A 25308-nucleotide genomic window follows, 5' to 3' on the forward strand; every position below is an offset into this window, starting at 1 on the left:
AGTAAATCTTCTTCCTTTTCTTCAAAACTGAGCTCTAGAAGAAATCGACTGTCTGTGAGCTCTGTTTCAATAACCTAATTATTCCTTTCAAGAATAACAAACTCTAGGTTGTACGCATTTTTATCATTTTTACTGAAATATTCTTGATGCGTTTGCTTCCAACCTGCTCCCCAATCAGGGAACTGAATATCGCCGTCTATATCAGCATCTATATGTGTTACATAAAGCGTGTCTGCAATAGGTAAGCACTCTGCGTATATTGAACCACCACCGATGATCATCAGCTCTTCAACACCCTCTACCAGTGACTTTGCTTGCTCAATACTGGTGACTGTCTCTACGCCTTCAATCGCTAAATTCGGATCGCGACTCACCACAATATTTCGACGACCAGGTAGAGGTCGCCCAATAGATTTGTAAGTTTTTCGCCCCATAACGACAGGTTTTCCCATCGTACAACGCTTAAACCAAGCAAAATCTGCAGGTAGATGCCATGGCATATCGTTGTCTTTACCAATTATGCGGTTACGAGCCATTGCGGCAATCATACTAATCTTCATTTGGGTCCTTTGAAGCAACTAAACAATGGGTTTTCGGCGGTAGAATAACAAACCCGGCATTGCTAAGCCAATGGCTAACCCAGCAATGATAAACATCGCTTTCAAGAAATTTTCTACTAAGTCACCGAATAGAACTTCGCTATACCCTAAGCTGTTCAACTCAACCAACGCAATCATGGCTTTAAAAGCGTAAACCCCAGGCACCATAGGAATTAAAGCTGCTACCGTAAATACTTTTGGATGAGCTAGGAACCGATGTGACCATCGCACACCAATAAACCCAACTATCGTTGCAGCAAGAAATGAAGCCCACTCAATAGGAATTCCGTATTCCATCAATAAAAATCGGCTACCATGCCCTAAAGCACCACCAATCGCACAAAACCTTAGCGCGTTAACAGGGACATTGAATACCAACGCAAAACCAACAGCGGGAATAGCGGCGAAGAACATATCATTAATTAACGCTAAAATTAGACTCATCCGACCCAACCCCAAACACCAACAATGTTCATGGCTCCGATAATTCCCATAGCGGTTGCCAACGTCAACAAACTTGCCATAACAAATCGGGCAATCCCCATGTTGACATACCCTTTGAGCATGTCTGCGACAGCATTGATCAAGGGCACACCCGGTACCAACATCAATACAGAAGACGCCATGGCAATAAATGGTTCGTTACCTATTTGAAAAGTGACCGCTTGTGCTGAAATTAACGTGGTAACAAAAGCCGTGACAGAGAAATTGAGAAATGGATTAAAATGTCGATGGCCAATTTCTTGCCTAACGATCATGCCGACAGAAGATGCCAAGAAAGTCATGAAGAAAACGTTCCAATCTCCTCCTGCTAGCCGACTGAATGATGCGCAAGATAAACCTATCATGAACACGACTAACCAGCGGTTGTAACGCTCTGGGTTAATCTCTGCGAGCTTATTTTTCGCCAGCTCACAATCCAGTAATCCTTTTTCCATCAAGATGCAGATACGCTGAACTTGAGTAACCACTTTCATGTTAATTCCCCGATCGGGGCTGCGTCTTGCTGTGGTGATACAGTTACCGGATTTTAACGTAGTGACCACCAATGAACTCGCAGATAAAGACACTTCCACTTCATCCATTTGGCTTGCAAGCCCTATTCTTCGAGTGATATCGCCGACTAACGTGCTTTCTGCACCATGAGCCAACAACATTTGCGCCGCTTGAGCGATAAGCCGAGTGACTTCTCGCTGATTGTTATCCATAACCATGCCTCTCAATTGACGAGCAGAAAATTATACAATTGCTATACAAATAAAAAATGCCGCAACCAAAGTTTGCGGCATTTTTAAAATGAATACGTACGGGTTAGTCTCGAACGTAGATAACGTGACCGTCATCTTCTTCGTCGTCCCAATCGTCATCCTCATCTTCTGTGATAACGTTTTTACCACTCATTGCGTCTTTGTGGTAATCGTCCCACATGAAGTCGACTTTATCTTCGACCTCTTCCACTTCTTCTTCACGAGGAAGGCTTTCCATGAAGTCTGCCAGCTTATAACAAAGCTCTTTCGTACCTTGCTTATTAACAGCTGAAACTTTGAAGTAAGGATCTTCCCAGCCAAGTGCATCCAAGATCTCTTGAATTATCTCGTCGGCATCTTCTTCTGGCATCAAGTCCGTTTTATTGAAGACCAACCAACGCGGCTTTTGCGCTACCTTTTCACTGTATTGCTCAAGTTCATCGATAATGGTTAATGCATTCTGAATCGGGTCACTTTGGTCAACAGGCATAATATCGATCATGTGAAGCAATACTCGACAGCGCTCTAAGTGTTTAAGGAAACGGATCCCCAAACCAGCGCCATCTGCAGCTCCTTCTATCAATCCAGGAATGTCCGCTACAACGAAACTTTTTTCGGGAACCACACTAACAACACCCAAGCTTGGTATAAGCGTGGTAAAAGGATAATCCGCTACTTTCGGTTTAGCTGCTGATACAGCACGGATAAACGTAGATTTACCAGCATTGGGTAATCCCAACATACCAACATCAGCAAGTAAGAGTAGCTCTAGACGCAATTCACGAACTTCGCCTTTTGTACCCATGGTTTTCTGACGTGGAGCTCGGTTAACAGACGATTTAAAGCGTGTGTTACCTAATCCGTGCCAGCCGCCTTTCGCGACCATGATTTTTTTGCCGTGCTCTGCTACTTCACCCACAACTTCATTCGTGTGGATATCGACTGCACGAGTACCTACTGGCACTTTCAGGATGATATCTTTACCGCGTTTACCAGTACAGTTACCACCACGACCATTTTCGCCACGATCAGCGTTGTAAAAGCGTTGGAATCGATAGTCGATAAGGGTATTCAGGTTTTCATCCGCTTGGACATAAACATCACCGCCATCACCACCGTCACCACCATCAGGACCACCTTTAGCGACAAACTTCTCACGCCAAAAGCTAACAACGCCATTACCGCCGTCGCCAGCATCTACTTTAATTACCGCTTCATCAACGAATTTCATTTTTTACTCCGCATTTTGTGCGTTGCAATACCACCTGAGTAAAGTGGTATAAATTCTAGCAGATCCAGATGTAAGATCGATCACCTGAGATCCAGGATCGGTCTGCATTCAGGAACAAAAAGAAAGATCATCTAAAAAAAGAATTCGATATTTATCATTTAGATAATGACGGGATCTTGCTTTTGGCTCTGTCATAAATAAAAAACCCCGCCGAATCGGCAGGGCTTTTGAATTCAGCTAAAAACTAAATTTATTCAGATTCGATGCTAACGAATTTACGGTTTTTAGGACCTTTAACTTCAAATTTCACTTTACCTTCAGTAAGAGCGAAAAGAGTGTGGTCTTTACCGATACCAACGTTAGTACCAGCGTGGAACTTAGTACCACGTTGACGAACAATGATGTTACCTGCAAGAACAGATTCACCACCGAAACGCTTAACACCAAGACGTTTGCTTTCTGAATCGCGGCCGTTACGAGTAGAACCGCCAGCTTTTTTGTGTGCCATTGTTAAACTCTCCTAATATCTATTAAGCGTTGATGCCAGTGATTTTCACTTCAGTGAACCACTGACGATGGCCTTGTTGCTTACGAGAGTGCTTACGACGACGGAACTTAACGATTTTAACTTTATCGCCACGACCGTGCTTAACCACTTCAGCAGTTACCTTGCCGCCCTCTACAAGAGGAGCACCAACAGCGATTTCTTCGCCGTTAGCTACAAGAAGAACCTTGTCGAACTCAACAGTTGCGCCAGTTTCAACGTCTAATTTTTCTAAACGAAGAGTTTGACCTTCGCTTACACGGTGTTGTTTACCACCAGATTGGAAAACAGCGTACATATTTTACTCCGCTTTTTCCGCACAGCCTATGCTATGTGAGCAATTTGGGTGTGCGCTAAACTAATCATCAATAGGGCGCAGATTCTACAGAAAGGCTATCCCCATGACAAGCCATATTTTTAAAAAATTGGCGAAAAGCTAATCGCCAAAGAAAAGTGTGCCAATCATGCCGTTAGATAATGTATTTCGCAACGATTTTTAGTGTAATATTCAGCAATTAATAAAAATCATTAAGCCTTACAGGGTATAACCTCAGCCGGAAGAACAATGGATTTTAAAGCTATCCAAGCGCTCACAGCCGATGATATGGCAAAAGTGAACGAAACCATCCTTGCTCAACTTAACTCTGATGTGAGTTTAATTAACCAACTAGGATTTTATATTGTAAGTGGTGGCGGTAAACGTATTCGTCCGCTACTTGCTGTATTGTCTGCTCGTGCATTGGGCTATGAAGGTAATAGTCACACCACCGCTGCAGCCTTTATTGAATTCATTCACACTGCCACTTTATTACACGACGACGTCGTTGATGAATCAGATATGCGTCGAGGCAAGGCCACCGCTAATGCGGCTTTTGGAAATGCAGCCAGTGTACTTGTGGGTGACTTTATTTATACGCGCTCTTTTCAGATGATGACGAAGCTAGGATCTATGGAGATCCTCGAGCTAATGAGCGATGCTGTCAACATTATTGCTGAAGGAGAAGTACAGCAATTGATGAATTGCAATGACCCAGATACAACTGAAGAAAGCTATATGCAGGTCATCTATTCAAAAACAGCACGTTTGTTTGAAGCTGCCACTCAAATTGGAGCGATTTTGACCGACGCTTCTCCAGAAGTCGAAAAGGCAATGCAGAACTATGGAAAATACTTAGGTACAGCTTTCCAGCTTATTGACGACGTTATGGATTACACATCCGACGGCGAAGATATGGGTAAAAACGTTGGGGATGACCTTGCAGAAGGTAAACCAACTTTACCTCTTTTATATGCCATGCAAAATGGTACTGAAGCGCAGAGAGCGATGATTCGTGAAGCTATTGAAGAATCGAATGGCATGGAGCGCTTTGATGACATCATGCAAGCGATGCGTGAAACAGCTTCTTTGGAATACACGTCGGGTCTTGCTCATCAAGAAGCGGATAAAGCCATTGCAGAGCTCAACGTACTGCCAGAGTCAGAATATAAGCAAGCGCTTGTAACTTTGGCTCACATGGCGGTTAAGCGCAGTAAGTAGCTGAAGGTTTAGCCATATAATAGAGGGAGTCATATTCTTCCTCTATTTACTCGCTTCTTTATATCCCTACTCGTCTATATACATAGCCTCTATATATGAGGCTTAGTATACTCTGTGTCTCTAGCTTGTCGTTGACAAGCAAAAAGTAGTACCACAAGATCAAAAAAACCGACCACACGGTCGGTTTTTTATTTCTCGATATTGGGAGAACTTACTTAGCGAAGTCCACACCGATGCTGATGTCGCCTTTAAGCGTATCTAGCATGCCATCAAGTGCAGCTTGCTCGTAAGCGCTGATTTCACCGTAGCTCAAGACTTCTTCTACGCCATTCTTACCCAATTTAATTGGTTGCGCGAAGTACTCTGCGTGCTCACTGCCGCCATCAACGTATGCACACTCAACTACGCCTTCTTCACCTTGAAGTGCTTTCACAAGTGATAGACCGAATCGACATGCTGCTTGTCCCATAGACAAGGTTGCGCTACCGCCACCAGCTTTCGCTTCAACAACTTCAGTACCAGCATTTTGAATGCGCTTTGTTAGAGCATCGATTTCTTCATCGGTAAACTCTACACCTTCCACTTGTGAAAGAAGAGGAAGAATAGTCACACCAGAGTGACCACCAATAACAGGTACACGAACATCGCCTGGATCTTTATCTTTTAATTCAGCTACGAAAGTTTCAGAACGGATCACATCCAATGTGGTCACACCGAACAGTCTGCGCTTGTCATAAACGCCTGCTTTCTTAAGTACTTCAGCAGCGATTGGTACAGTAGTATTTACAGGGTTTGTAATGATACCAACACAGGCTGTTGGACATACTACAGCAATCTTTTCAGCTAGTGATTTAACAATACCTGCGTTAACGTTAAACAGATCAGCACGATCCATACCCGGCTTACGTGCAACACCTGCAGAAATCAGTACAACATCTGCACCTTCTAGTGCTGGAGTCGGGTCTTCGCCTGCATAACCTTTAATTGAAACCGGAGTTGGGATGTGGCTCAAATCTGCCGCTACACCCGGAGTAACAGGTGCGATGTCGTAAAGAGCAAGATCAGATCCAGCTGGTAGACGGTTCTTTAGTAGAAGTGCGAGTGCTTGGCCAATGCCTCCTGCGGCACCAATTACGGCTACTTTCATGGTTATTCTCCTTGGGTAATTTAGCAATACTTCACGTTAAGGTATGAAACCTTTGTAAGTTGGTTTTTCTAACCTAAATTGTAGATAAGAAACTATAGTAACTACGTTCTTATTACAATTAATTAACGACATCTTTGCGACTTCGCGCAAATCGACCTTTTCGTGCTACAAAATGAAGTAAGAGAATGCTCTTAAAACCCAGAGCATACAACAAGTTTGATCAAAATATTTGTGGCATAAATCTCACCTAAAAGCGCCGGAAATTAGAACTTTTCATCTAAGAGTAAAAGAATGAATACAAGTGACTTTAGTAGCAGAAATTGGGCAGAAGTTGGTGAAGGTGCATTATCTATGCAAAAATAACAAAAATAGTTTTAACTATATGAAATTGAGAATCATGCGAAATACAGAAAAACAAGACAACCTTGTACGTGCTTTTAAAGCACTATTAAAAGAAGAACGCTTTGGTTCGCAGGGGGAAATCGTCGATGCTCTGAGATCTGAAGGTTTTGAAAACATAAACCAGTCGAAAGTATCTCGAATGCTAACTAAGTTTGGTGCTGTTCGTACAAGAAACGCTAAAATGGAGATGGTGTACTGTCTTCCTGCAGAACTTGGCGTTCCTACCGTATCGAGCTCTCTACGCGAGCTAGTATTGGACATAGACCACAACAACGCGCTGGTTGTAATCCATACAGGTCCTGGAGCTGCACAGCTTATTGCTCGGTTATTAGATTCTCTAGGTAAATCAGAAGGCATCTTAGGTGTTGTCGCGGGTGATGACACTATCTTTATTACACCGACTCTCCCCGTTCCTACCAAGGAACTGTATGACTCCGTTTGTGATTTATTTGATTACCATGGCTAATTCACACCAGTGCAAATGACAAATAACTCATTTCATTACTATTGTGATCTATCGCACATTTAAAGCAATCTGCGACTAAACTAATCACGAATATCTAACCCCATGAAAAACAAAGATTTTATGGGGTTGGGCATTTCCCTTATTCCTTTTCAACTCTAGACTTATCATCTATAGAAATTAACATTCTTGTAATTTCCAACCGGATTTTTGCTATTATTCAGCCACTTTTTCATCTAATGGACTGAAAAAGATGCCGTTTCCAATAGGAAGCTATTCCACATTCGTGGCGAATAATGAAAATAAGGAAGGGAAATTCATGGCATTTAAACACCTTGTAAAAATCAGTGTGATTGCAGCAGCAGTAGCTGGCGCTGGTTCTGTTCATGCTCAAGAATTCATTACCATTGGCACAGGCTCTGTAACTGGCGTTTATTACCCAACTGGTGGTGCAATTTGTAAGCTTGTGAACAAGGGTCGCAAAGAACACAACATTCGTTGTTCAGTAGAGTCTACTGGTGGTTCTATTTACAACGTAAATACCATCCGTGCTGGTGAACTGGACTTTGGCGTTGTTCAATCTGACTGGCAGTACCATGGCTACAATGGTACAAGTAAATTCTCTGAGCAAGGTCCGTACAAAAAGCTACGTGCTATGTTCTCTTTGCACACTGAACCGTTCAACATTATTGCTCGCGCAGATGCAGGTATCGATAACGTTGCAGACCTTAAAGGTAAGCGCGTAAACATTGGTAACCCTGGCTCTGGTGACCGAGCAACAATGGGTGTGGTTATGGATGCATTCGGCTGGACAAACGATAGCTTCAAGCTAGCATCAGAACTGAAAGGTTCTGAGCGTTCTCAGGCACTTTGTGATAACAAGATTGATGCGTTCATCTATATGGTTGGTCATCCAAATGGATCAATCAAAGAAGCAACAACGTCTTGTGATGCAAAACTGGTTTCCGCAACAGGTAGCAACATCGATGAAATCGTTGCTGGTAACCCATACTACGCATACAGCAATGTACCTGCTGGTATGTACCGTGGAACAGAGTCTGACGTGAAGAGTTTTGGTGTTGCAGCTACTATGGTGACAACTTCAGATGTATCTGATGACGTCGCTTACAACGTAGCAAAAGCAGTATTCGAAAACTTCAATACGTTTAAACGCCTACACCCTGCGTTCGCGAACCTGAAGAAAGAAGACATGGTAAAAGCCGGTCTTTCTATCCCTCTTCACCCGGGTGCTGCGAAATACTACAGAGAAGTAGGTCTACTAAAATAAACTAAGTAGAAATACTTTGATAAAAAAGGAGGCACTCACGCCTCCTTTTATTGGCATATCAAACAATCGTTATTCCTGTTATGCCAACTTCAATTTGACAGACATACTGTTTCAAAACACAAGTCATTGTCTTCATCAGTCTCAATAGCTAGACTGGTGAAACTTGTTAACATTTTGTTAAGAATTTTTCGTTACATTAATTGAACGACCTGCTGCTGGACTTGCAGCATATAACACCAAAATATAATAAGGATAACGTACATGACGCAGACAACAACACCGTCTCAAGATGTGCAAGATATGGTGGCACAAACCGATACTGGAGCGCGAAGCCCTACTGGGATTCCAGGTCGGATTTTATGGTTTGTCCCTCTTTGTTGGTCTCTTTTCCAACTGTGGTACGCATCACCCCTGCCATTTATTTTCAATTTTGGCGTTCTGAATGACACAGAAGCCCGAGCAATCCATTTAACGTTTGCAGTATTTTTAGCCTTTACTGCATACCCAGCTCTAAAAACTTCGCCTCGCGATCATATTCCATTAGTGGACTGGGCGATGGCATTAGCCGGTAGTTTTGCCGCTGCTTATATTTACATCTTTTATACTGAGCTCGCTGGTCGTTCTGGCGCGCCAACCACATTTGATATCGTTGCTGCCGTGACGGGTATGGTGCTGTTGTTAGAAGCCACTCGCCGAGCACTTGGTCCACCTCTAATGGTGGTTGCCGCGGTATTCCTGACTTACACCTTTGCTGGCCCATACATGCCAGATGTTATTGCGCATAAAGGTGCGAGCTTGAATAAGGCGATGTCTCACCTATGGCTAACAACAGAAGGTGTGTTTGGTGTGGCTCTAGGGGTTTCAACCTCTTTTGTATTCTTGTTTGTACTGTTTGGTGCCATGCTTGAACGCGCTGGTGCAGGTGCATACTTCATCAAAGTCGCATTTTCGCTGCTTGGTCATATGCGTGGTGGTCCAGCGAAAGCCGCCGTTGTTGCATCTGGATTATCCGGTCTCGTTTCTGGCTCTTCGATTGCCAACGTGGTAACGACGGGTACTTTCACCATTCCGCTAATGAAGCGAGTCGGCTTCCCAGGGACTAAAGCCGGTGCTGTAGAAGTTGCTGCTTCAACCAATGGTCAGCTAACACCGCCGATTATGGGTGCTGCAGCATTCTTGATGGTGGAATACGTGGGTATTTCCTACGTAGAGGTTATCAAAGCCGCGCTGCTTCCTGCTCTTATTTCTTACATTGCTTTGATTTACATCGTTCACTTAGAAGCATGTAAAGCAGGTATGACAGGGCTTCCGCGCCGCCGAGTTCCAACACTAGTGCAGAGCCTATTATCTTTCACTGGTACCATCCTGGGTCTGTGTGTGATCAGTGCCTTGGTTTACTACGGTGTAGGTTGGACGAAAGATGTCTTCGGTGATGCTGCCACTCCGATCGTGACGGTTGCTCTGCTTATCGCTTACTTAGCGTTAATTCGTATTTCAGCGAAGCACTCTAAAGAAGGTGCTATTTCTATCGATTCGGAATTAACTGAAGTACCTGAACCGGGTCCTACCATTAAATCTGGATTGCACTTCTTACTGCCGATCGTTGTTTTGGTTTGGTGTTTAACCGTTGAACGTTTCTCTCCGGGTCTTTCTGCATTCTGGGCAACCGTATTCATGATCTTTATCTTGATTACTCAGCGCCCACTCATGGCTATTTTGTCTAAATCAGGCAACGTTAATGAGCAAGTAAAAGAAGGATTTGTAGACTTAGCTGAAGCACTTGTTTCTGGTGCTCGCAACATGATCGGTATTGGTGTGGCAACTGCTGCTGCAGGTACAGTTGTGGGTGTTGTTACGCTAACGGGTATTGGTCTAGTAATGACCGACTTTGTTGAGTTCATCTCTGGCGGAAGTATCATCTTGATGTTGCTATTCACAGCCATAATCAGTCTGATTCTCGGCATGGGCTTACCGACAACGGCAAACTACATCGTTGTATCAACACTAATGGCTCCCGTTATTGTGACCTTGGGTGCAGCTCACGGGCTGATCATTCCACTGATTGCCGTTCACTTATTTGTGTTCTACTTCGGCATACTTGCGGATGATACGCCTCCGGTTGGTCTTGCTGCTTTTGCCGCTGCGGCGATCGCAAAATCAGACCCAATCAAAACGGGTATTCAAGGTTTCACCTACGATATCCGAACCGCCATATTACCGTTCATGTTCATCTTTAACACTCAGTTGCTGATGATGGGCATTGATTCTTGGTGGCACCTATTCCTAACCGTTATCTCTTCTATCATTGCGATGCTGATATTCTCTGCAGCAACACAAGGTTGGTGGTTTACGAGAAACAAATGGTGGGAAACGGTTCTTCTACTTGTACTAACGTTCTCATTCTTCCGTCCTGGATTTTGGTGGGACATGCTTTACCCAGCAAAAGACTATTATGAAGGTTACGAGATCACGCAAGTCGCTGAAGGCCTGAATATCGGGCAAACGTTAGAACTGCGTGTAGGCGGCGAAGACATTGATGGCGATTACAGCGAAAAGACCGTTCGTTTACCATTTGAAGATTCTGCCGTAACGGGTGAAGAGCGTGTTGCATCGATGGGGCTAATGCTCAATGAAATTGAAGGTCGCATGATCGTTGATATGGTTGAGTTTGGCAGCCCAGCAGAAGCATCTGGCGTCGATTTCGATTGGGAGATCAAATCGGTTGTCTTGGAAGCAGATAGACCAATGAAAGAATGGGTATTTGTCCCGGCTCTCATGATCTTATTTGCTATGGCTTGGAACCAAAGGCGTCGAGCGAACAAAGACGCCATTCCAGCTTAACGTATTCTAAAATCGACAGCGTTGATTTCAACGCTGTCTTACAAGAGATAAGCTATGTATAAAAATATTTTGGTTCCCGTCGACCTGAACGACGAAGGCTTTGCTGATAAAGCAATAGAGCTCGCAGTATGGCACGCGAAGAATTCGCAAGCCAAAGTACACTTGCTGACGGTATTGCCTGGGATTCACAACTCTATGGTCGCGACTTACTTTCCGAAAGATGCCGCTAGCCAAATGAAAAAAGACGTGAAAGCTCAGCTGCAAGAAGTGGCGGATAACAGCTTAACCAGTGCCAAAATCGATAACGAAGCGCACGTTGCTGAAGGCAAGCCTTACGCGGCCATTTTGAAACACGCGGATTCTTTGAACGCGGACTTGATCATCATGCCAAGCCACAAACGTTCAAAGCTCAACAAAGCCGTACTGGGCTCCGTTGCTGCAAAAGTAGTGCAAAACGCCAAAATTAGCGTACTTGTTGTAAAGCCTCAAGGTTAATGCATCGATATCTAAGAGTTCGGTAATTTCAAAACAGAACACAAAATTAAAGCACGTTTCGACGTGCTTTTCTTATGCCACTCGATTGTTCAAATTACCCGCCGCATACGACTCGATGTTTTCTATCAAAATCTCACACAGACGTGTAATCGCGCTATCGCTTCCCCACGCGACATGAGGCGTTAACAACAAGTTGGGAAGGTGCATATTGGCAATCAACGGGTTGGATTCGTCGGCTGGCTCTTCGGTAAATACATCCATTCCAGCTCCCGAAATTTGCTGGGACTTTAAGGCGTCAATAAGCGAAGATTCATCCACCAGCCCGCCACGACCAGTATTGATTAAAATGGCATTAGGCTTCATAGCTGTTAGCTCAGAGTGACCGATAAGATTGGTTGTTTCCTCAGATAATGGGCAATGCAGTGATACCACATCAGCTATCTCCAGCGCTTTATCAAAGGGCACATACCCTTCACGACAAACAGTTGCCCCTTTACGCTCGGAGTAGATCACCTGCATGCCAATGGCTTGTCCGAGTGCGCCTGTAGCTTTGCCCAATGCGCCAGACCCAACGATAGCAAGCGTTGAACCTGCAACATCACCAATGGGATGAGTAAAGAAACAAAATTGCTTTTTCTTTTGCCACTCCCCATTTGCAATATCTTGATGGTAACCCATTACATTGCGGCGGAGTGCAAACAGCATCGCTATTACATGCTCAGGAACGGACTGGGTCGCATAGCCTTGAATGTTGCAGACTGAAATCTCATTCTCAGCACAGTATCTTAAATCGACGTTATTGGTTCCCGTAGCGGCAATCGCAATCAGCTTGAGTTTGGATGCCAGTGCCAGCACTTCCTCATTCAAAATGGCTTTGTTGGAAATCACAATATCTGCGTCTTTGATTCGCTCTGCGGTTTGGGAAGGAGTGCTAAGTGGGTATTCTTCCCACTGATGATCAAAAGTAGGCTCTGGAACAGGAATTTGGGCAGGAATGGTGTCTCTGTCTAGAAAGACAATTTTCATTGAAGGCTCCTTTCCTGCCTTCAATTAAGGTCTAGGCAGGGATTTATAATCAGGCAATATTTTATCAAGCTGAAATTGTTGCAAAATTTCCGCTTCCGCTTCGGGATAGAAATCACAAGGCACAAACATCGCCTGTAATTCTTGAGAGTTAGGGTGATAAAAAGTCAGCTCTGTTGAGTGAAGTTCAAGCCGAGCGGAATGTGCCATTGCCTCTGGTGTGGCATAAAACTCATCCCCTACAATTGGATAACCTAACGCTTGCATATGGACACGAAGCTGATGAGAGCGCCCTGTTATTGGAATCAAGCGAACAATAGAGGTACGCGCTTCCTTTTTCACGACTTGATATCGCGTTAAAGAGGGTTTGCCGTGTTCAAAGCACACTTTTTGTCTTGGTCGATTTGGCCAGTCACAAATCAGCGGTAAATCCACCTCACCTTCTTCAGATTCTGGATGTCCCCAGACACGAGCGTAGTATATTTTGTGCGTCAGGCGATATTGAAATTGCTTCTTTAAGGAGCGCTCCGCTTCTTTGTGTTTGGCAAACAACATCAACCCTGATGTTGACATGTCTAAGCGATGAACCACCTCTAGATCAGCATACTCCTCACGTAAGCGGCTCCACATACAGTCGGCATGCTCTGGCGCTCTTCCGGGCACCGACAACAACCCAGATGGCTTATTCGCAATCAGGATATCATCGTCTTCGTACGTAATGTCTGTCCAAGGAGTAGTGGGAGGGGTGTATTCAAGCATCGCCATAAAACGTTTTTCTTTCGTTAAGGTATTAGGGTCTGTTGACCCTAAGTGAAGGGGAAATGAGCCTCGCCCATTCCCCCTTATATTTTTTCTATCAGTTATGACTTACGACAATCAATCGCAGCGAATCCAACTGAATTTGAGCACTTTGGATATAACCCGTCAGTTCTTTGATTTGTTGCTCAATTGCTTCGAGCTCTTCATCTCGGATATTTGGGTTCACAGCTTTAAGTGCTTGCAAACGTTCCAACTCACCATTGAGGTTAGATTGCATGTCACTCAAGGCTGAATCACGCACTTTCGATAAGTGACCTTGGATATGACCTTCACCCGCTTCAATAAGCTTATGAACATCCCCTTGAACCGAGCTCACTAATTTACTGGCGAGATGACGATTCACCGGGCTTAGTTGGCGGTTAAAGCCTTCAAACTCGACTTGCTCAGACAAATCGTTGCCTTTGCCATCCAACATCATGCGAATAGGCGTTTGCGGTAAGAATTGCGACAAACCACTGCGCTTAGGGGCTTGTGCATCCACAAGATAAACAAGCTCAAGCAAAATGGTCCCAACTGGCAACGCTTTGTTCTTCAACAGCGATACCGCAGATGTTCCCACGCCTTCGCTAAGCAGCAAATCGATACCGCCTTGGATCATTGGGTGCTCCCAGCTCATGAAGTGCATGTCTTCACGAGAAAGCGCGGTATCACGATCGAAGGTAATCGTTGCACCTTCATAAGGTAAACCTGGGTAGCTTGGCACCATCATGTGTTCTGATGGGGTAACCACCAGCGCATTTTCGCCTTTGTCGTCTTGGTTCAAACCAATAGTGTCGAACAAACTCAATGCAAACGTAACTAAGTTGGTATCACCATCGGTTGACTCTATTTGCTCAACAATTTTCTGAGCTTTTTCACCACCGTTAGAGTGGATTTCCAGCAATCGGTCACGACCTTGCTCAAGTTTGGCTTTCAGCTCTTGATTCATGTGACGCGATTGATCAATCACTTCGTCTAACGTTTCTGTATTTCCTGATGCCAACATCTCAATCAGTTGTTCAGAATATTGGTCGTACACAGCTCTGCCCGTTGGACAGGTTTCACCGAACGCACTCAATCCTTCTTCGAACCAGCGAGCAATAATGCCCTGAGACGTACCTTTTAGATAAGGAACGTAGATATCGATATCGCGCTGCTGACCAATACGATCCAAACGTCCAATTCGCTGCTCCAGCAAATCTGGGTTGAATGGCAAATCAAACATCACAAGTTGGCTAGCAAATTGGAAGTTACGACCTTCGGAACCAATTTCAGAACAGATCAAAACCTGTGCGCCGCCTTCATCTTGAGCAAAATACGCCGCCGCCTTATCACGCTCAAGTATCGACATTCCCTCATGGAACACGGTTGCTCGAATACCTTCACGCTCTCTCAGTGCTTGCTCTAATTGCAATGCCGTGTTCGCACGAGACGCAATTACTAACACCTTCTCACTGCGTTTCTCTTTCACTTTTTCAATGAGCCAGTTTACGCGAGAGTCAAACTGCCACCACGTTGCACTATCCCCTTCAAACTCTTGGAAGATCTCTTCAGGGTAAAGCATTTTCATGGCGCGAGCTTCAGGCTTCATTTGCCCACCGAGCATACCCGCCACACGCATTGCGGTGGTGTATTGGCTTGGAATGTCCATTGGCAATAGGTGAACATTACGCTCAGGGAAACCTTTGATAGCTGCCCTTGTGTTTCGGAATAGCACTCGACCTGTACCGTGGCGGTCCATCAGGTTATCAATTAACTCCTGACGCGCTTTGGCTTTTTCCTGCTCTTCGCAACTGCCTTCGATAATGCGGAACAAGGGTTCAACATCCTGCTCTGAAAGCAATTCGGTAATTTGGTTTTTCGCTGAGTTTTCCAGCTTCTCGCCGGAGAACAAAGTGGCCACAGCATCAGCAACAGGCGCGTACTGTTTTTCTTCTTCAACAAACGCACGGTAGTCATAAAAACGGTCTGGGTCTAAAAGACGAAGACGTGCGAAATGGCTTTCGTGCCCTAGTTGCTCCGGTGTGGCTGTTAGAAGAAGAACACCAGCCGTACGTTCGGCTAACCCTTCGACTACTTGGTATTCTCGGCTTGGCGCTTCTTGGCTCCACTCTAGGTGGTGCGCTTCATCCACCACCAGCAAATCCCAATCAGCATCCAGCGCTTGTTCAAAACGCTTCTTGCTCTTACGTAAGAAATCAAGCGAACACAAAACGTATTGCTGTGTTTCAAATGGGTTATCGGCTTCGGCATAGGCTTCAATGCAACGTTCTTCATCGAAAACAGAGAAGTGCAAATTAAAGCGACGCATCATTTCAACTAACCATTGATGCTGAAGTGTTTCAGGCACCACAATTAAGATACGTTCCGCTCGGCCAGATAACACCTGCTGGTGAATGATCATGCCCGCTTCAATGGTTTTACCCAATCCCACTTCATCCGCCAGTAATACGCGAGGCGCATGACGACGCCCTACTTCGTGAGCGATATAAAGCTGGTGAGGAATGAGACCAGCGCGCATGCCACACAAGCCACGCATCGGGCTTTTGTGCTGCTGATACTGGTTGGTTAGCGCTCGGTAACGTAAAACAAAGTTGTCCATACGGTCGATTTGACCCGCGAACAGCTTGTCTTGAGGTTTGTTAAATCGAATTTGATTACTCAGCATGATTTCACGCAAAATCACACCGGATTCTTCCGTATCTGAGCGCGTACCAAGGTAGGAGAGAACGCCATTGTCATCGACGACTTGTTCGACTTTTAATTGCCAGCCTTCTTGAGCATCAATCACATCACCAACATTGAATGTGACTCGGGTAACGGGGGCATCAGAACGCGCATATACACGGTTCTCTTCCGATGCTGCAAATAGCAATGTAACGGTTCTCGCATCCAGTGCGACCACCGTTCCTAAACCCAAGTCACTTTCTGTATCACTAATCCAGCGTTGGCCTAAAGCAAATGTCATGTGATTGACTACCTCATCGAGTATTTCAGTTTCTATCAGGGTAAATAATTATGGCTTCACCCTGTTCAAAAGGGCGCTCATCTTACTTGAACACGTGATTCACGTCACGTTCAACGCGAGTAATTTACCTCTTTTTTTTACCCATTTCGCAATTGCAATCAAAGTGTAAAAAAGTTGTGACAAATCTAAAATACAAACTCACGAACTGTTGCTTATACTTATTAGTGAGCTCACACCGAAATAGGACAAGGTGTTGAGTTTGGTATCTAAACGGGTCTGAAGTAAGTCACTCTCTTAGCGGTACCTTTTCGGGGTTTTGGTACCCCTCGCCTTCAGCAGTGACCTATGCCTCAGAAAAATGCTTGGCTAAGCACTCTGCTGCGGCAGAAAAGGAGACGCTTATGGGCGATACCGACCGGAAAATTTTTGTACTGGATACAAATATCCTTCTGCATGAACCTTTCGCAATCTATTCCTTTCAAGAACATGATGTGGTCATTCCAATGACCGTCCTCGAAGAACTCGACCGAATCAAAGACAGTAAGCGCGATGTCGCGAGGGACGCACGCGTCGCGATTCGAGCGATGGAAAACTTGTTCCACGATGCCACACCAGACCAGATATCCGAAGGCATCCCTCTTTCAAAAGAAAACGCAGGAGGCACATTAGCCATTCTTGCTGATTTTGAATTACAAGAAACCGTGCGTGCGTTTGCCGACAAAGCAGGCGACAACAGAATTTTAAACGGGGTGATTTACCTACAGAACAAGCGTTCACCCCGAGAGGTGGTACTCGTCACCAAAGACATCAACATGCGACTGCGCGCCAAAGGGGCGGGAGTACGTTTTGTTGAAGATTACCGAACAGACCAATTGATTGATGATGTCCAATTCTTGACCAAAGGATTTCACACTTATGCTGGAGATTTTTGGACAAACATAGAAAAGGTGGAAAGCCGCAGTGTCGGGGGACGCACCTACCATGACATCAGTAAAGAGTCGCTGGAGCCAACCTTTATTAACCAATACATCGTTGACCAAGATACCGACTTTGCTGCCCGTGTTGATTCCATGGAAAATCAAACAGTCACACTCAAACATTTAAGCCGAGAGCGCTTAATGAACCGACAAGCTTGGGATGTCAGCCCTAAAAACATCTACCAAGGAATGGCGTTAGATGCCCTTCTCGACCCAGATATCGATTTGGTCATTTTAACCGGAGCGGCGGGCAGTGGTAAAACCATGTTAGCCATGGCAGCAGCTTTGGAAATGTCGATTGAACAAAATCAATTCGATAAGATCATTGTTACGAGGAACACACCAGACATTGGCGAATCCATCGGCTTCCTACCGGGGACGGAAGAAGAGAAAATGATGCCTTGGCTCGCCGCCGTAACCGATACACTGGAAGCGCTACATAAAAACGATCACTGCACTGAAGGCTCGCTCAAATACATTTGCGATAAAGCCAATATTCAATTCAAGTCGATTAATTTTATGCGCGGTCGCTCCATCCAAAATGCCTTTGTACTTCTGGATGAGTGCCAAAACCTCACTGCCTCTCAGATCAAAACCATCATTACCCGATGTGGAGAAGGCACTAAAATTGTGTGCTCGGGCAACCTTGCCCAAATCGATTCTGCCTACTTAACGCCCGTCACTTCCGGCTTAACTTATATGGTAGAGCGATTCAAAAACTTTGAAGGAAGTGCCAACGTTCACCTCAACGGCGTAGTGCGAAGTCGCTTGGCTGAGTTTGCCGAAGAAAATTTGTAATATCTATTTGCTAACACGTTAGATTGTTACTAACTCACTAGGTTAAACATAAAGAATGCCTCTCTCCTTCTTGGTGAGGGGCATTTTTCTTTCTGCTTTCTGCTTTCTGCTTTCTGCTTTCTACGCTGGGGGCTGATCTCTTTCGCTGACAAACGCTTACACTCTGATAATTCACTGAATGGTACAGTTTTACTCCCTAAAAAATATTGCGAGAAAGCCATGGCCAGATTGTTTCTTCGTTTAGAAAGTGCCCGTGACCACCAAATCCTTATCGAAGAATTTGAACCTGAAGATACGTATATGGGGTACTTGAAACTATCTGATGTAATACGTCAGCTTCAAGCCGCAAATAAATCGAACCCTTTTGAGCGTTGGACATGGCGATTCGATTATTTGAGTTAGATTTACATCCCACTTTCACTGCCTACTTTTTGGGTGTTGTGTAAGAACCTAATGTCGAAATTCATCATTTTTGAGACCAGTTCCACTTTTCCCTTTCAAAAAGCGATTTCCTGACTCCTCACTGAAAGAGATACAAGAATCTAGTGGTCTACTTCTTGAATCGACTAGAGAGGGAAGTCAGGATGTCATATACGATTCTAGTGGTCGAAGACGACCAAGATATGGCGAATCTAATTAGCCTTAATCTAAAAGTTCAAGGCTACAAAACCATATTAACGTCACATATCAGCGAAGGTTACCAGATAGCCTGCCAAGGGTTAGCTGATGCCGTGATCTTAGACCGGAAGCTGTGTGATGGCGACGGCACTGAAATGTGTAAGCTGCTACGCCAACAACACATCGGGATTCCGGTACTGATGCTAACAGCGCTCACCAGCGAGCATGACATGGTTGATGGATTGGAAGCCGGCGCTGACGACTACCTAACGAAACCATTCAGTGTGATTGAACTTCAGGCAAGAGTTCGAGCGTTATTGAGAAGAACAGAACACACGCGATGGACAGAAACCAATGACAGCCAGCCTGATATTGCCCCCCCACAAACCACGCCAGATTGGCACCTAGCCAACCAATCAACACATCAACTGGCTCCAGAGCAAGTTGATACTTCATTACCATCTTCGTTGATTTTTGATGATCTTGTGATTTCAAAAAAACTGCATGAAGTACGTTTGGCTGGAGAAAACATTAACCTCACTCCTACCGAGTTTTCCCTTTTATATTGCTTGGCGAGTAAACCTGGGCGGGTTTTCACAAAAGACGAACTGCTTATTCGAGTGTGGGACACCGACTACGATGGCTATCACCATACCGTGTGTAGCACCATTAATAGGCTGCGCAACAAAATCGAAATACCAAAGAATAACGCACGATTTATTCGCACAGTTTGGGGTGTCGGCTACAAATTCCAGCATGAGGTGAGACAATGACTCGCTCTTTCAAAAAGCGCCTGTTTTTGCTCTCTCTTATTTGGTCTTTGGTAAGTATCCCGCTTCTGACTTATCACTTTCATATTACATGGCAAGGCAGCGAGCAACGCGCTCGTCAGTTCTTACATAAAGATTTAGCCAATCACATGCGCGACGATAACCCGCTCATGGAAGGTAATGATTACTCACCCAAAGCACTAAAAAGCATTTTCCACACATTAATGATGCTAGGTCCGGATTTTGAAATTTATTTTTTAGACAAAAATGGAAAAATAACCACCACAGCTCTAGACAGTGAGGTTGAAATCGCAACACACGTGAATTTAACCCCAATCCATCAGTTCTTAGCCAATGATACTCTCCCTATTTTAGGCGACGACCCGCGTGATATGGGGCGTCAGAAAGTGTTTTCAGTATCCGCTATCGAAAGCCCAAATGGGGTAGAAGGTTATTTGTATGTCGTCATTGGGCGGCAATCGTCAGACATTGCGAGAGTTAACCGCTATATGATGCAGTACTCCCCTATTTTGATCGGCGGTATTGCGTTGATTTTGTTGTTTACTGTTCTCATATATCGGCTAATTCAGAAAGACCTGCTTAACCCTAGCCAACAACTCATTCGCCAGATAGAGCATTCAGCAAAAGAACATTTTCGAGTCGAACCCAATTTATCTGTCCCAGTTACTGAGCTGCTTCCGTTGTCACGCCAGTTTGGGTATCTACTCGACCACATTCAATGGCAATTTTTGCGGCTTAGGCAACACGAACATTCACGTCGCGAATACTTAATGCGTTTAAGCCACGACTTAAAGACGCCCCTCGCTAACATACAAGGCTACCTTGAAACTTGGCTTCTTAATGGTAAACAAAATGCCGAATTAGTTTCCACAGCACATAGCAATGCATTGAGGTTGCACGATCAGCTTCAAGAACAATTTGATGCGGCAAAAAAAGAATTGATAGAACCTGAAATTCAAAATGAGATCATCGACATTGTCGAATTCATAAATGAATTGAAAGCACGCTTTGAAATCGGCCTCGAAAAGAAGTCTCTTGATATATTTTGTACCATTTCAGTCAACGCCCAAGTGAATGCAGATAGGAAATTGTTGGTAAGGTTGATGGATAACCTTATGGAAAATGCCATTCGTCACAGCCCTGAAAAGGCAACTATTCAGCTTTTTGTAAAACCTCATTGCGGAGTAAGCTCTCAGGTTAACGTGAAAGATATCAGTATCGTCATCATCAATACGGTCAATCCCGCCATTCGTGGAGGAGAACTAGGTATGGGGTTAAAAACTGTCAATGCGATTCTGACGTTACATCAATCGAAATTAGAGATATCAGAACAACCGGGGTTATTTATCGCCAAGTTTAAGCTTTCAGTGCAGCCCTACTCCAATGCTCCATTATTGGCAAACGCATCAAATGAGCAGAGTTGAACCATCCATTTTAAATATCACCCTCGCTTTCTTTCAAAAACGAGGGTGATATCCACGATGGGAAAGATCTCGCTAGTGCCCTTTAAAACTCGGTGCTCGCTTTTCTAAAAAAGCACGCATGCCTTCTTTTTGATCGTGGGTGGAGAATAACGAGTGGAAAACTCTGCGTTCAAACAACAACCCTTCTTTCAACGAAACCTGTTCTGCTCGGTCGATGGCTTCTTTACCAACAAGAACAGAGGGCTTACTGTAGCTGGCGATCACTTTAGCAACCGCAAGGGTTTCCTCCAGTAATGCTTCATCGGGCATGACTCTGGCAACGAGACCAGCTCGTTCCGCTTCAGCGGCATCCATCATTCTTCCCGTTAATATAAGATCCATCGCTTTAGCACGACCCACCAAACGCGTGAGCCTTTGCGTACCACCAATCCCGGGGATAACCCCCAGTTTGATTTCAGGCTGACCAAATAATGCGGATTCAGAGGCATAAATGAGATCACACATCATCGCTAACTCACACCCTCCCCCTAATGCATACCCTGAAACCGCCGCTATTTTAGGCGTCCGAAGTGCACAGAATGCATCCCATCCAGAGAAATAATCTGTGCTCAACATATCGGTATAACTTTTGTCCGACATCTCAGCAATGTCGGCACCCGCGGCAAAAGCACGCTCGGAACCTGTAATCACAAAACACCCTATGTCTGGATTTTGATCATACTCTGTCAGTGTTTGCGTAATTGCAGACATAACTTCGCTGTTAAGTGCATTGAGTTTGTCGGGGCGGTTGAGCCGAATTAAAACCACTCGACCTATTTGCTCAGTTTGGATAATCATAATTCTGTCCTCGTTATGAATCCCAGATGGCGCCATAGGCTGGAATGCCTCGACTCTCTAAGCCAAACACCACTTGTTGGGTTAGTTTTTGATTAGCAATGCATATCACTGCTTCCGCATCAAATTTCTTGTAGGCGGCGTACGCCAGTTTCACCATATCGGGTTTGCCTTTTTCTGTGGTATCCCAGATATCGGCATCCGGTTGAACCGATAGAATTTCATCCACTAGCTCATCACCGTATGTTTCTCGTGGTGTTCGGGTAGACCAAACTAAATGCATCGGTACTTCTTTCGCAAGTAGATGAGGCAGGCAAGGACCTATTCCACTTCCCGTTGCTATATACACAACGCGTTTAAACAGCACTTCGATATTCGCAACACCAGCAGTTGGAATACCCTTAACCCATACGTGGCTAGGTCTGTCTTCGATGAGCTTTCCAGTCCAGTCACCTGCACGCGATACGGTTAATCGATATCCCGACTCTCCTGGGCTTGGTACATTGGCAAAGTGGTGCCATTCCAGTAATGGGTTACGACTTATTGCCATTGATGAGCCTGCAAACGGTGTAACACCATAATCAAATTTCAGTAGCGCTACGTGATTAGAGGGCGTTTCAATTTTCACAGGAACACGGCGAAGGCGAAGCCAAGGAAGAAGGATGCTGATGCTCACCGCAACCAATGCCCAAAAAGAATAGGAATCCAACAAGATGCTGCTGATATTCTGGCTCGGGTTTAAATCGGCGGCCAATGTGAACGTTTGCCCCCAAAACAGAATCAAAACACTCCAACCACCAAATCGATGAGTTCTTTCGAACGCATTGTGATACTTCTTGCGAATGTTCGGTAATGCCATAAAAACGATCAGCATCAGCAATGCTAATATCGCATAGGTAATTCCGAGGGTTAGGGATGAAATGGAAGCCAGTTGGTGCTGATAACTGAACGCTAACGCACCCGTAAAAATAGCAAACCAAGACGTTGCAGCCATGGCGCTTCCACTGTGCAACCCTCCGTGGTGGTAGATTTTGCCTAAATGCCAACGAATCGACAAAGGCAGAGATGTGGGCGCTCGTGTCGCTAACCAAAAAAGTAAATTAATCACGTATTGCTGGCGAACTAATACGGCAACCGTCAGATTCAAAACAACCATGTTTGAAAGCGTTTGGAGTGCAATCCCGTCGGTTTTAAACCATTCTCCAACCGTTACGCCATATGCCAATGTAGCAATATTGGCCATGAATACGAGAATCACCAACCGATAATAATGCTCCATCGCTGGATACGACCAAATTCGACGAAGTAAAGATCGCTGCTCTGGTAAAACAACAGCACTTTGATCTATTGAACTCATTGTGTTTCCTCCGTAATGGCTAGCTGGCTTTTCTCGTAATGTGCCATCAGAGCACGTTTATCAATTTTTCCTCGTGAGGTTTTAGGTAAGCTATCGAGCGCAATTACGGTACTGGGTACGCAGTAGTAAGGCAGATGCTTCTTCACTTGATTTTGTGCTTCAGATTCACAGACTTGAGCAGGGGTAACAAATGCGATGAGTGTTTTGCAATCCACTTTCATTGTCACAGCTTGGTGGCAGTTTTCCGTCTTTTCCAAAACCCGAGAAACCGAATCCAATTCAACACGGAAACCAAGGATTTTCACTTGATCGTCAGTACGACCTAGGTGGAGGAGCTCGCCGCTTTTTGTCCATTTTCCAAGGTCTCGTGTTCGAAACATTTTGTGCTTACCACCTAGAAATGGGTCAGGTCGATATCGGTCGGCATTCAGTACTTCATTCCCGATGTAACCAGCCGTCACACATAATCCACCCGCCCACATCTCACCAACATCGCCAATCGCGCAGGGCTTGAGGTTGTCGTCCAATACGTACACGGTATTGTTGGGCGTCGGCTTGCCTATCGTGAGTTCTTCACATTGATCCGAATAATGCTGCGCAGTGTTGATAATGGTGGTTTCGGTTGGACCACAAGCATTGTAAAAGCGGCAAAAGGCTCCCCATTGGTCTGCTAAGGGTTGAGGGCAAGGTTCACCTGCAACAGCCGCAACTTTAATAGATTGACAATGCTTGGCTTCTAAACTCGCGAGAATAGACGGGGTCGCAATCACCGCATCCGCTTGGCTGACCGTGGCTTCAATATCGCGATTGCGAATCATCAATGTTGCACCGTGGCAAAGAGTGACAAAAACCTCCCAAGCGCACATATCAAAAGCTATGCTCAGAATTTGACCGACCTTCATTCCGGGCTCTATACCCAAATTTCCAGGTGATGTCATCACGATATTCGCAACATTCTGATGCGTCACTTGCACACCATTCGGTGCGCCTGTAGTACCTGAAGTAAATAAAATAAAGCACCGCGATTCTGGCTCTACATCTGGTAATTCCAAACCTTCGCTGTCGTATAGCTCTGGTAGTAGTTCATCTAAGAAATACAGATCTTGATGGCTGAGTTCTGGCAAATGCTGTTCTAAGTGTGAAAGGCTCAGTACTGTTTTTACGTCCGCGGTTTCACAAACATGTTTAAGTACTTTTTTGGGGGCTACACCCGCATGCTGAGGGACATAACAGGCGCCTAGTTTTAGGGTTGCCAAAATGCCAATTAGCATTGGGATTGATCGTGTGAGAAAAATACCCACTGCATCACCTTGCTTAATACCCCGCTTTTGTAGGAAAAAGGCAAGCTGGTTTGCTTTTAGGTTTAATTCTCCGTATGTAATTTTTTCTTCTTCATGAATTGCTGCTATTTGATTCGGCATAAAGATCGCCTGAGCTTCGATAGCAGTGTGAAGGCAAGAGTATTCAGGAATGGCGTAAGGACCTTGTCCAAACTGCTCAAACAAAATCTGATCACTCAATGGCAATTCAGAAATGGCGCCTCGTCGAAATTGAAAGCGTCGCGTCTGTTGTAGAGTGTTGTTCTGTTGAAGAGTGCTGTAATGCTGTGAACTGTTGAGGCTATGCTCTGACTGTAATTTAGGGAGTTTCATGAATTTCTCCTTGTTATTGGTTTGCTAAAACCTAACAAGAGAAGTTCACAAATTTCTCACAAAGAGGTACTGAGTTTGTCACAAGTTTCTTAACCAGCTTTGTGAAAAACACCTGAAACTTTTCTGACATTCATTAGGGTCTGTTGACCTTTCGAGATGATTTTTGCAGCGATTTGTGGGTTCTTTATACAAGGCAGCGCTTATTCGGTGTAGTCGCTCTACATCAATAAGCGGTAACACAGTAGAAAGAAACCACAAACGCTGCTCAAAGGGT

General features: G+C 44.8%; 21 protein-coding genes and 1 pseudogene. 9 read left to right on the forward strand and 13 right to left on the reverse strand.

Going from position 1 to position 25308, the window contains the following annotated elements; translation table 11 throughout:
* Positions 1 to 74 precede the first annotated feature (74 nt).
* From folA to rplU, 6 genes and pseudogenes are all read right to left on the reverse strand, one after another.
* Positions 75 to 563, reverse strand: a pseudogene (gene folA, locus VPNCDNU1_RS08795) (type 3 dihydrofolate reductase); the annotation flags it as partial.
* 15 nt (positions 564 to 578) lie between these two features.
* Positions 579 to 1043: a threonine/serine exporter family protein gene (locus VPNCDNU1_RS08800; RefSeq protein ID WP_104400005.1), complete on the reverse strand. Its 465-nt coding sequence runs from the start codon at positions 1041 to 1043 to the stop codon at positions 579 to 581.
* Positions 1040 to 1807, reverse strand: coding sequence for a threonine/serine exporter family protein (locus tag VPNCDNU1_RS08805; protein ID WP_104400073.1), 768 nt, complete (start codon positions 1805 to 1807; stop codon positions 1040 to 1042). Before VPNCDNU1_RS08805 ends, VPNCDNU1_RS08800 begins: the two co-directional genes overlap by 4 nt.
* Before the next feature lie 103 nt (positions 1808 to 1910).
* Entirely contained in the window at positions 1911 to 3077 is a 1167-nt protein-coding gene (gene cgtA, locus VPNCDNU1_RS08810; protein ID WP_104400006.1) for an Obg family GTPase CgtA, read from the reverse strand.
* 250 nt (positions 3078 to 3327) lie between these two features.
* Positions 3328 to 3585, reverse strand: coding sequence for a 50S ribosomal protein L27 (gene rpmA / locus VPNCDNU1_RS08815; RefSeq protein WP_101113344.1), 258 nt, complete (start codon positions 3583 to 3585; stop codon positions 3328 to 3330).
* Positions 3586 to 3607: 22 nt separating this feature from the next.
* The gene (gene rplU, locus VPNCDNU1_RS08820) at positions 3608 to 3919 is read right to left on the reverse strand and encodes a 50S ribosomal protein L21 (protein ID WP_101113345.1); all 312 of its coding nucleotides are present in this window, start codon (positions 3917 to 3919) and stop codon (positions 3608 to 3610) included.
* Positions 3920 to 4186: 267 nt separating this feature from the next.
* On the opposite strand from rplU, the gene ispB reads away from it, so the two are divergent.
* A complete protein-coding gene (gene ispB, locus VPNCDNU1_RS08825) occupies positions 4187 to 5158 on the forward strand; it encodes an octaprenyl diphosphate synthase (RefSeq protein ID WP_104400007.1) in 972 nt (323 codons plus the stop codon).
* Between the two features lie 211 nt (positions 5159 to 5369).
* Here ispB and mdh read toward each other — a convergent pair whose 3' ends face one another.
* Positions 5370 to 6305 carry a malate dehydrogenase gene (mdh, locus tag VPNCDNU1_RS08830; RefSeq protein ID WP_101113347.1) on the reverse strand — a complete coding sequence of 312 codons (936 nt, stop codon included), beginning with the start codon at positions 6303 to 6305 and terminating at the stop codon, positions 5370 to 5372.
* A gap of 397 nt (positions 6306 to 6702) precedes the next feature.
* Here mdh and argR point away from each other — a divergent pair, with 397 nt between their 5' ends.
* The 4 genes from argR to VPNCDNU1_RS08850 all read left to right on the forward strand — a co-directional run bounded on the left by argR (position 6703) and on the right by VPNCDNU1_RS08850 (position 11794).
* Positions 6703 to 7173, forward strand: coding sequence for a transcriptional regulator ArgR (argR, locus tag VPNCDNU1_RS08835; protein ID WP_104400074.1), 471 nt, complete (start codon positions 6703 to 6705; stop codon positions 7171 to 7173).
* Positions 7174 to 7489: 316 nt separating this feature from the next.
* Entirely contained in the window at positions 7490 to 8458 is a 969-nt protein-coding gene (locus VPNCDNU1_RS08840; protein WP_104400008.1) for a TAXI family TRAP transporter solute-binding subunit, read from the forward strand.
* A gap of 261 nt (positions 8459 to 8719) precedes the next feature.
* Positions 8720 to 11299, forward strand: coding sequence for a TRAP transporter permease (locus VPNCDNU1_RS08845; protein WP_104400009.1), 2580 nt, complete (start codon positions 8720 to 8722; stop codon positions 11297 to 11299).
* Between the two features lie 54 nt (positions 11300 to 11353).
* Positions 11354 to 11794, forward strand: a complete 441-nt coding sequence (locus VPNCDNU1_RS08850) for a universal stress protein (RefSeq protein WP_104400010.1) — start codon at positions 11354 to 11356, stop codon at positions 11792 to 11794.
* A gap of 72 nt (positions 11795 to 11866) precedes the next feature.
* On the opposite strand, the gene VPNCDNU1_RS08855 is transcribed toward VPNCDNU1_RS08850, so the two are convergent.
* The 3 genes from VPNCDNU1_RS08855 to rapA all read right to left on the reverse strand — a co-directional run bounded on the left by VPNCDNU1_RS08855 (position 11867) and on the right by rapA (position 16583).
* Positions 11867 to 12820, reverse strand: coding sequence for a D-2-hydroxyacid dehydrogenase (locus VPNCDNU1_RS08855; protein ID WP_104400011.1), 954 nt, complete (start codon positions 12818 to 12820; stop codon positions 11867 to 11869).
* A gap of 24 nt (positions 12821 to 12844) precedes the next feature.
* Positions 12845 to 13582 (reverse strand): bifunctional tRNA pseudouridine(32) synthase/23S rRNA pseudouridine(746) synthase RluA, encoded by a 738-nt coding sequence (gene rluA, locus VPNCDNU1_RS08860; RefSeq protein ID WP_104400012.1) that lies wholly within the window; start codon positions 13580 to 13582, stop codon positions 12845 to 12847.
* A 91-nt stretch (positions 13583 to 13673) separates the two neighbouring features.
* Entirely contained in the window at positions 13674 to 16583 is a 2910-nt protein-coding gene (gene rapA, locus VPNCDNU1_RS08865; protein WP_104400013.1) for an RNA polymerase-associated protein RapA, read from the reverse strand.
* A gap of 401 nt (positions 16584 to 16984) precedes the next feature.
* On the opposite strand from rapA, the gene VPNCDNU1_RS08870 reads away from it, so the two are divergent.
* The 4 genes from VPNCDNU1_RS08870 to VPNCDNU1_RS08885 all read left to right on the forward strand — a co-directional run bounded on the left by VPNCDNU1_RS08870 (position 16985) and on the right by VPNCDNU1_RS08885 (position 21191).
* Positions 16985 to 18358, forward strand: coding sequence for a PhoH family protein (locus VPNCDNU1_RS08870; protein WP_104400014.1), 1374 nt, complete (start codon positions 16985 to 16987; stop codon positions 18356 to 18358).
* A 219-nt stretch (positions 18359 to 18577) separates the two neighbouring features.
* Positions 18578 to 18760: a hypothetical protein gene (locus VPNCDNU1_RS08875; RefSeq protein ID WP_104400015.1), complete on the forward strand. Its 183-nt coding sequence runs from the start codon at positions 18578 to 18580 to the stop codon at positions 18758 to 18760.
* 182 nt (positions 18761 to 18942) lie between these two features.
* Positions 18943 to 19749, forward strand: coding sequence for a response regulator transcription factor (locus tag VPNCDNU1_RS08880; protein ID WP_104400016.1), 807 nt, complete (start codon positions 18943 to 18945; stop codon positions 19747 to 19749).
* Complete coding sequence (locus tag VPNCDNU1_RS08885) at positions 19746 to 21191, forward strand: sensor histidine kinase (RefSeq protein WP_104400017.1); 1446 nt, start codon at positions 19746 to 19748, stop codon at positions 21189 to 21191. The genes VPNCDNU1_RS08880 and VPNCDNU1_RS08885 overlap by 4 nt, the downstream gene beginning before the upstream one ends.
* A gap of 72 nt (positions 21192 to 21263) precedes the next feature.
* Here the strand turns inward: VPNCDNU1_RS08885 and VPNCDNU1_RS08890 are convergent, their stop codons facing one another.
* Genes VPNCDNU1_RS08890 through VPNCDNU1_RS08900 form a run of 3 tightly spaced genes read right to left on the reverse strand, consistent with a single transcriptional unit; the run spans position 21264 to position 25034 of the window.
* On the reverse strand, positions 21264 to 22028 hold the full coding sequence (locus tag VPNCDNU1_RS08890) for an enoyl-CoA hydratase (RefSeq protein WP_104400018.1): 765 nt from the start codon (positions 22026 to 22028) through the stop codon (positions 21264 to 21266).
* A gap of 13 nt (positions 22029 to 22041) precedes the next feature.
* Positions 22042 to 23382, reverse strand: a complete 1341-nt coding sequence (locus VPNCDNU1_RS08895; RefSeq protein WP_104400019.1) for a hypothetical protein — start codon at positions 23380 to 23382, stop codon at positions 22042 to 22044.
* Positions 23379 to 25034: an AMP-binding protein gene (locus VPNCDNU1_RS08900; protein WP_104400020.1), complete on the reverse strand. Its 1656-nt coding sequence runs from the start codon at positions 25032 to 25034 to the stop codon at positions 23379 to 23381. The genes VPNCDNU1_RS08895 and VPNCDNU1_RS08900 overlap by 4 nt, the downstream gene beginning before the upstream one ends.
* Between the last annotated feature and the right edge of the window lie 274 nt (positions 25035 to 25308).

The organism is Vibrio penaeicida, from assembly GCF_002933855.1.
GTDB classification, from domain to species: domain Bacteria; phylum Pseudomonadota; class Gammaproteobacteria; order Enterobacterales; family Vibrionaceae; genus Vibrio; species Vibrio penaeicida_A.

Coding starts and splice junctions, on each gene's coding strand:
- VPNCDNU1_RS08890 (WP_104400018.1), bottom strand. CDS start 22,028: ATGATTATCCAAACTGAGCAAATAGGTCGAGTGGTTTTAATTCGGCTC.
- VPNCDNU1_RS08880 (WP_104400016.1), top strand. CDS start 18,943: ATGTCATATACGATTCTAGTGGTCGAAGACGACCAAGATATGGCGAAT.
- ispB (WP_104400007.1), top strand. CDS start 4,187: ATGGATTTTAAAGCTATCCAAGCGCTCACAGCCGATGATATGGCAAAA.
- rpmA (WP_101113344.1), bottom strand. CDS start 3,585: ATGGCACACAAAAAAGCTGGCGGTTCTACTCGTAACGGCCGCGATTCA.
- VPNCDNU1_RS08885 (WP_104400017.1), top strand. CDS start 19,746: ATGACTCGCTCTTTCAAAAAGCGCCTGTTTTTGCTCTCTCTTATTTGG.
- VPNCDNU1_RS08855 (WP_104400011.1), bottom strand. CDS start 12,820: ATGAAAATTGTCTTTCTAGACAGAGACACCATTCCTGCCCAAATTCCT.
- VPNCDNU1_RS08840 (WP_104400008.1), top strand. CDS start 7,490: ATGGCATTTAAACACCTTGTAAAAATCAGTGTGATTGCAGCAGCAGTA.
- argR (WP_104400074.1), top strand. CDS start 6,703: ATGCGAAATACAGAAAAACAAGACAACCTTGTACGTGCTTTTAAAGCA.
- VPNCDNU1_RS08800 (WP_104400005.1), bottom strand. CDS start 1,043: ATGAGTCTAATTTTAGCGTTAATTAATGATATGTTCTTCGCCGCTATT.
- VPNCDNU1_RS08900 (WP_104400020.1), bottom strand. CDS start 25,034: ATGAAACTCCCTAAATTACAGTCAGAGCATAGCCTCAACAGTTCACAG.
- cgtA (WP_104400006.1), bottom strand. CDS start 3,077: ATGAAATTCGTTGATGAAGCGGTAATTAAAGTAGATGCTGGCGACGGC.
- VPNCDNU1_RS08875 (WP_104400015.1), top strand. CDS start 18,578: ATGGCCAGATTGTTTCTTCGTTTAGAAAGTGCCCGTGACCACCAAATC.
- VPNCDNU1_RS08845 (WP_104400009.1), top strand. CDS start 8,720: ATGACGCAGACAACAACACCGTCTCAAGATGTGCAAGATATGGTGGCA.
- VPNCDNU1_RS08805 (WP_104400073.1), bottom strand. CDS start 1,807: ATGGATAACAATCAGCGAGAAGTCACTCGGCTTATCGCTCAAGCGGCG.
- VPNCDNU1_RS08850 (WP_104400010.1), top strand. CDS start 11,354: ATGTATAAAAATATTTTGGTTCCCGTCGACCTGAACGACGAAGGCTTT.
- VPNCDNU1_RS08895 (WP_104400019.1), bottom strand. CDS start 23,382: ATGAGTTCAATAGATCAAAGTGCTGTTGTTTTACCAGAGCAGCGATCT.
- rplU (WP_101113345.1), bottom strand. CDS start 3,919: ATGTACGCTGTTTTCCAATCTGGTGGTAAACAACACCGTGTAAGCGAA.
- VPNCDNU1_RS08870 (WP_104400014.1), top strand. CDS start 16,985: ATGGGCGATACCGACCGGAAAATTTTTGTACTGGATACAAATATCCTT.
- rluA (WP_104400012.1), bottom strand. CDS start 13,582: ATGGCGATGCTTGAATACACCCCTCCCACTACTCCTTGGACAGACATT.
- mdh (WP_101113347.1), bottom strand. CDS start 6,305: ATGAAAGTAGCCGTAATTGGTGCCGCAGGAGGCATTGGCCAAGCACTC.
- rapA (WP_104400013.1), bottom strand. CDS start 16,583: ATGACATTTGCTTTAGGCCAACGCTGGATTAGTGATACAGAAAGTGAC.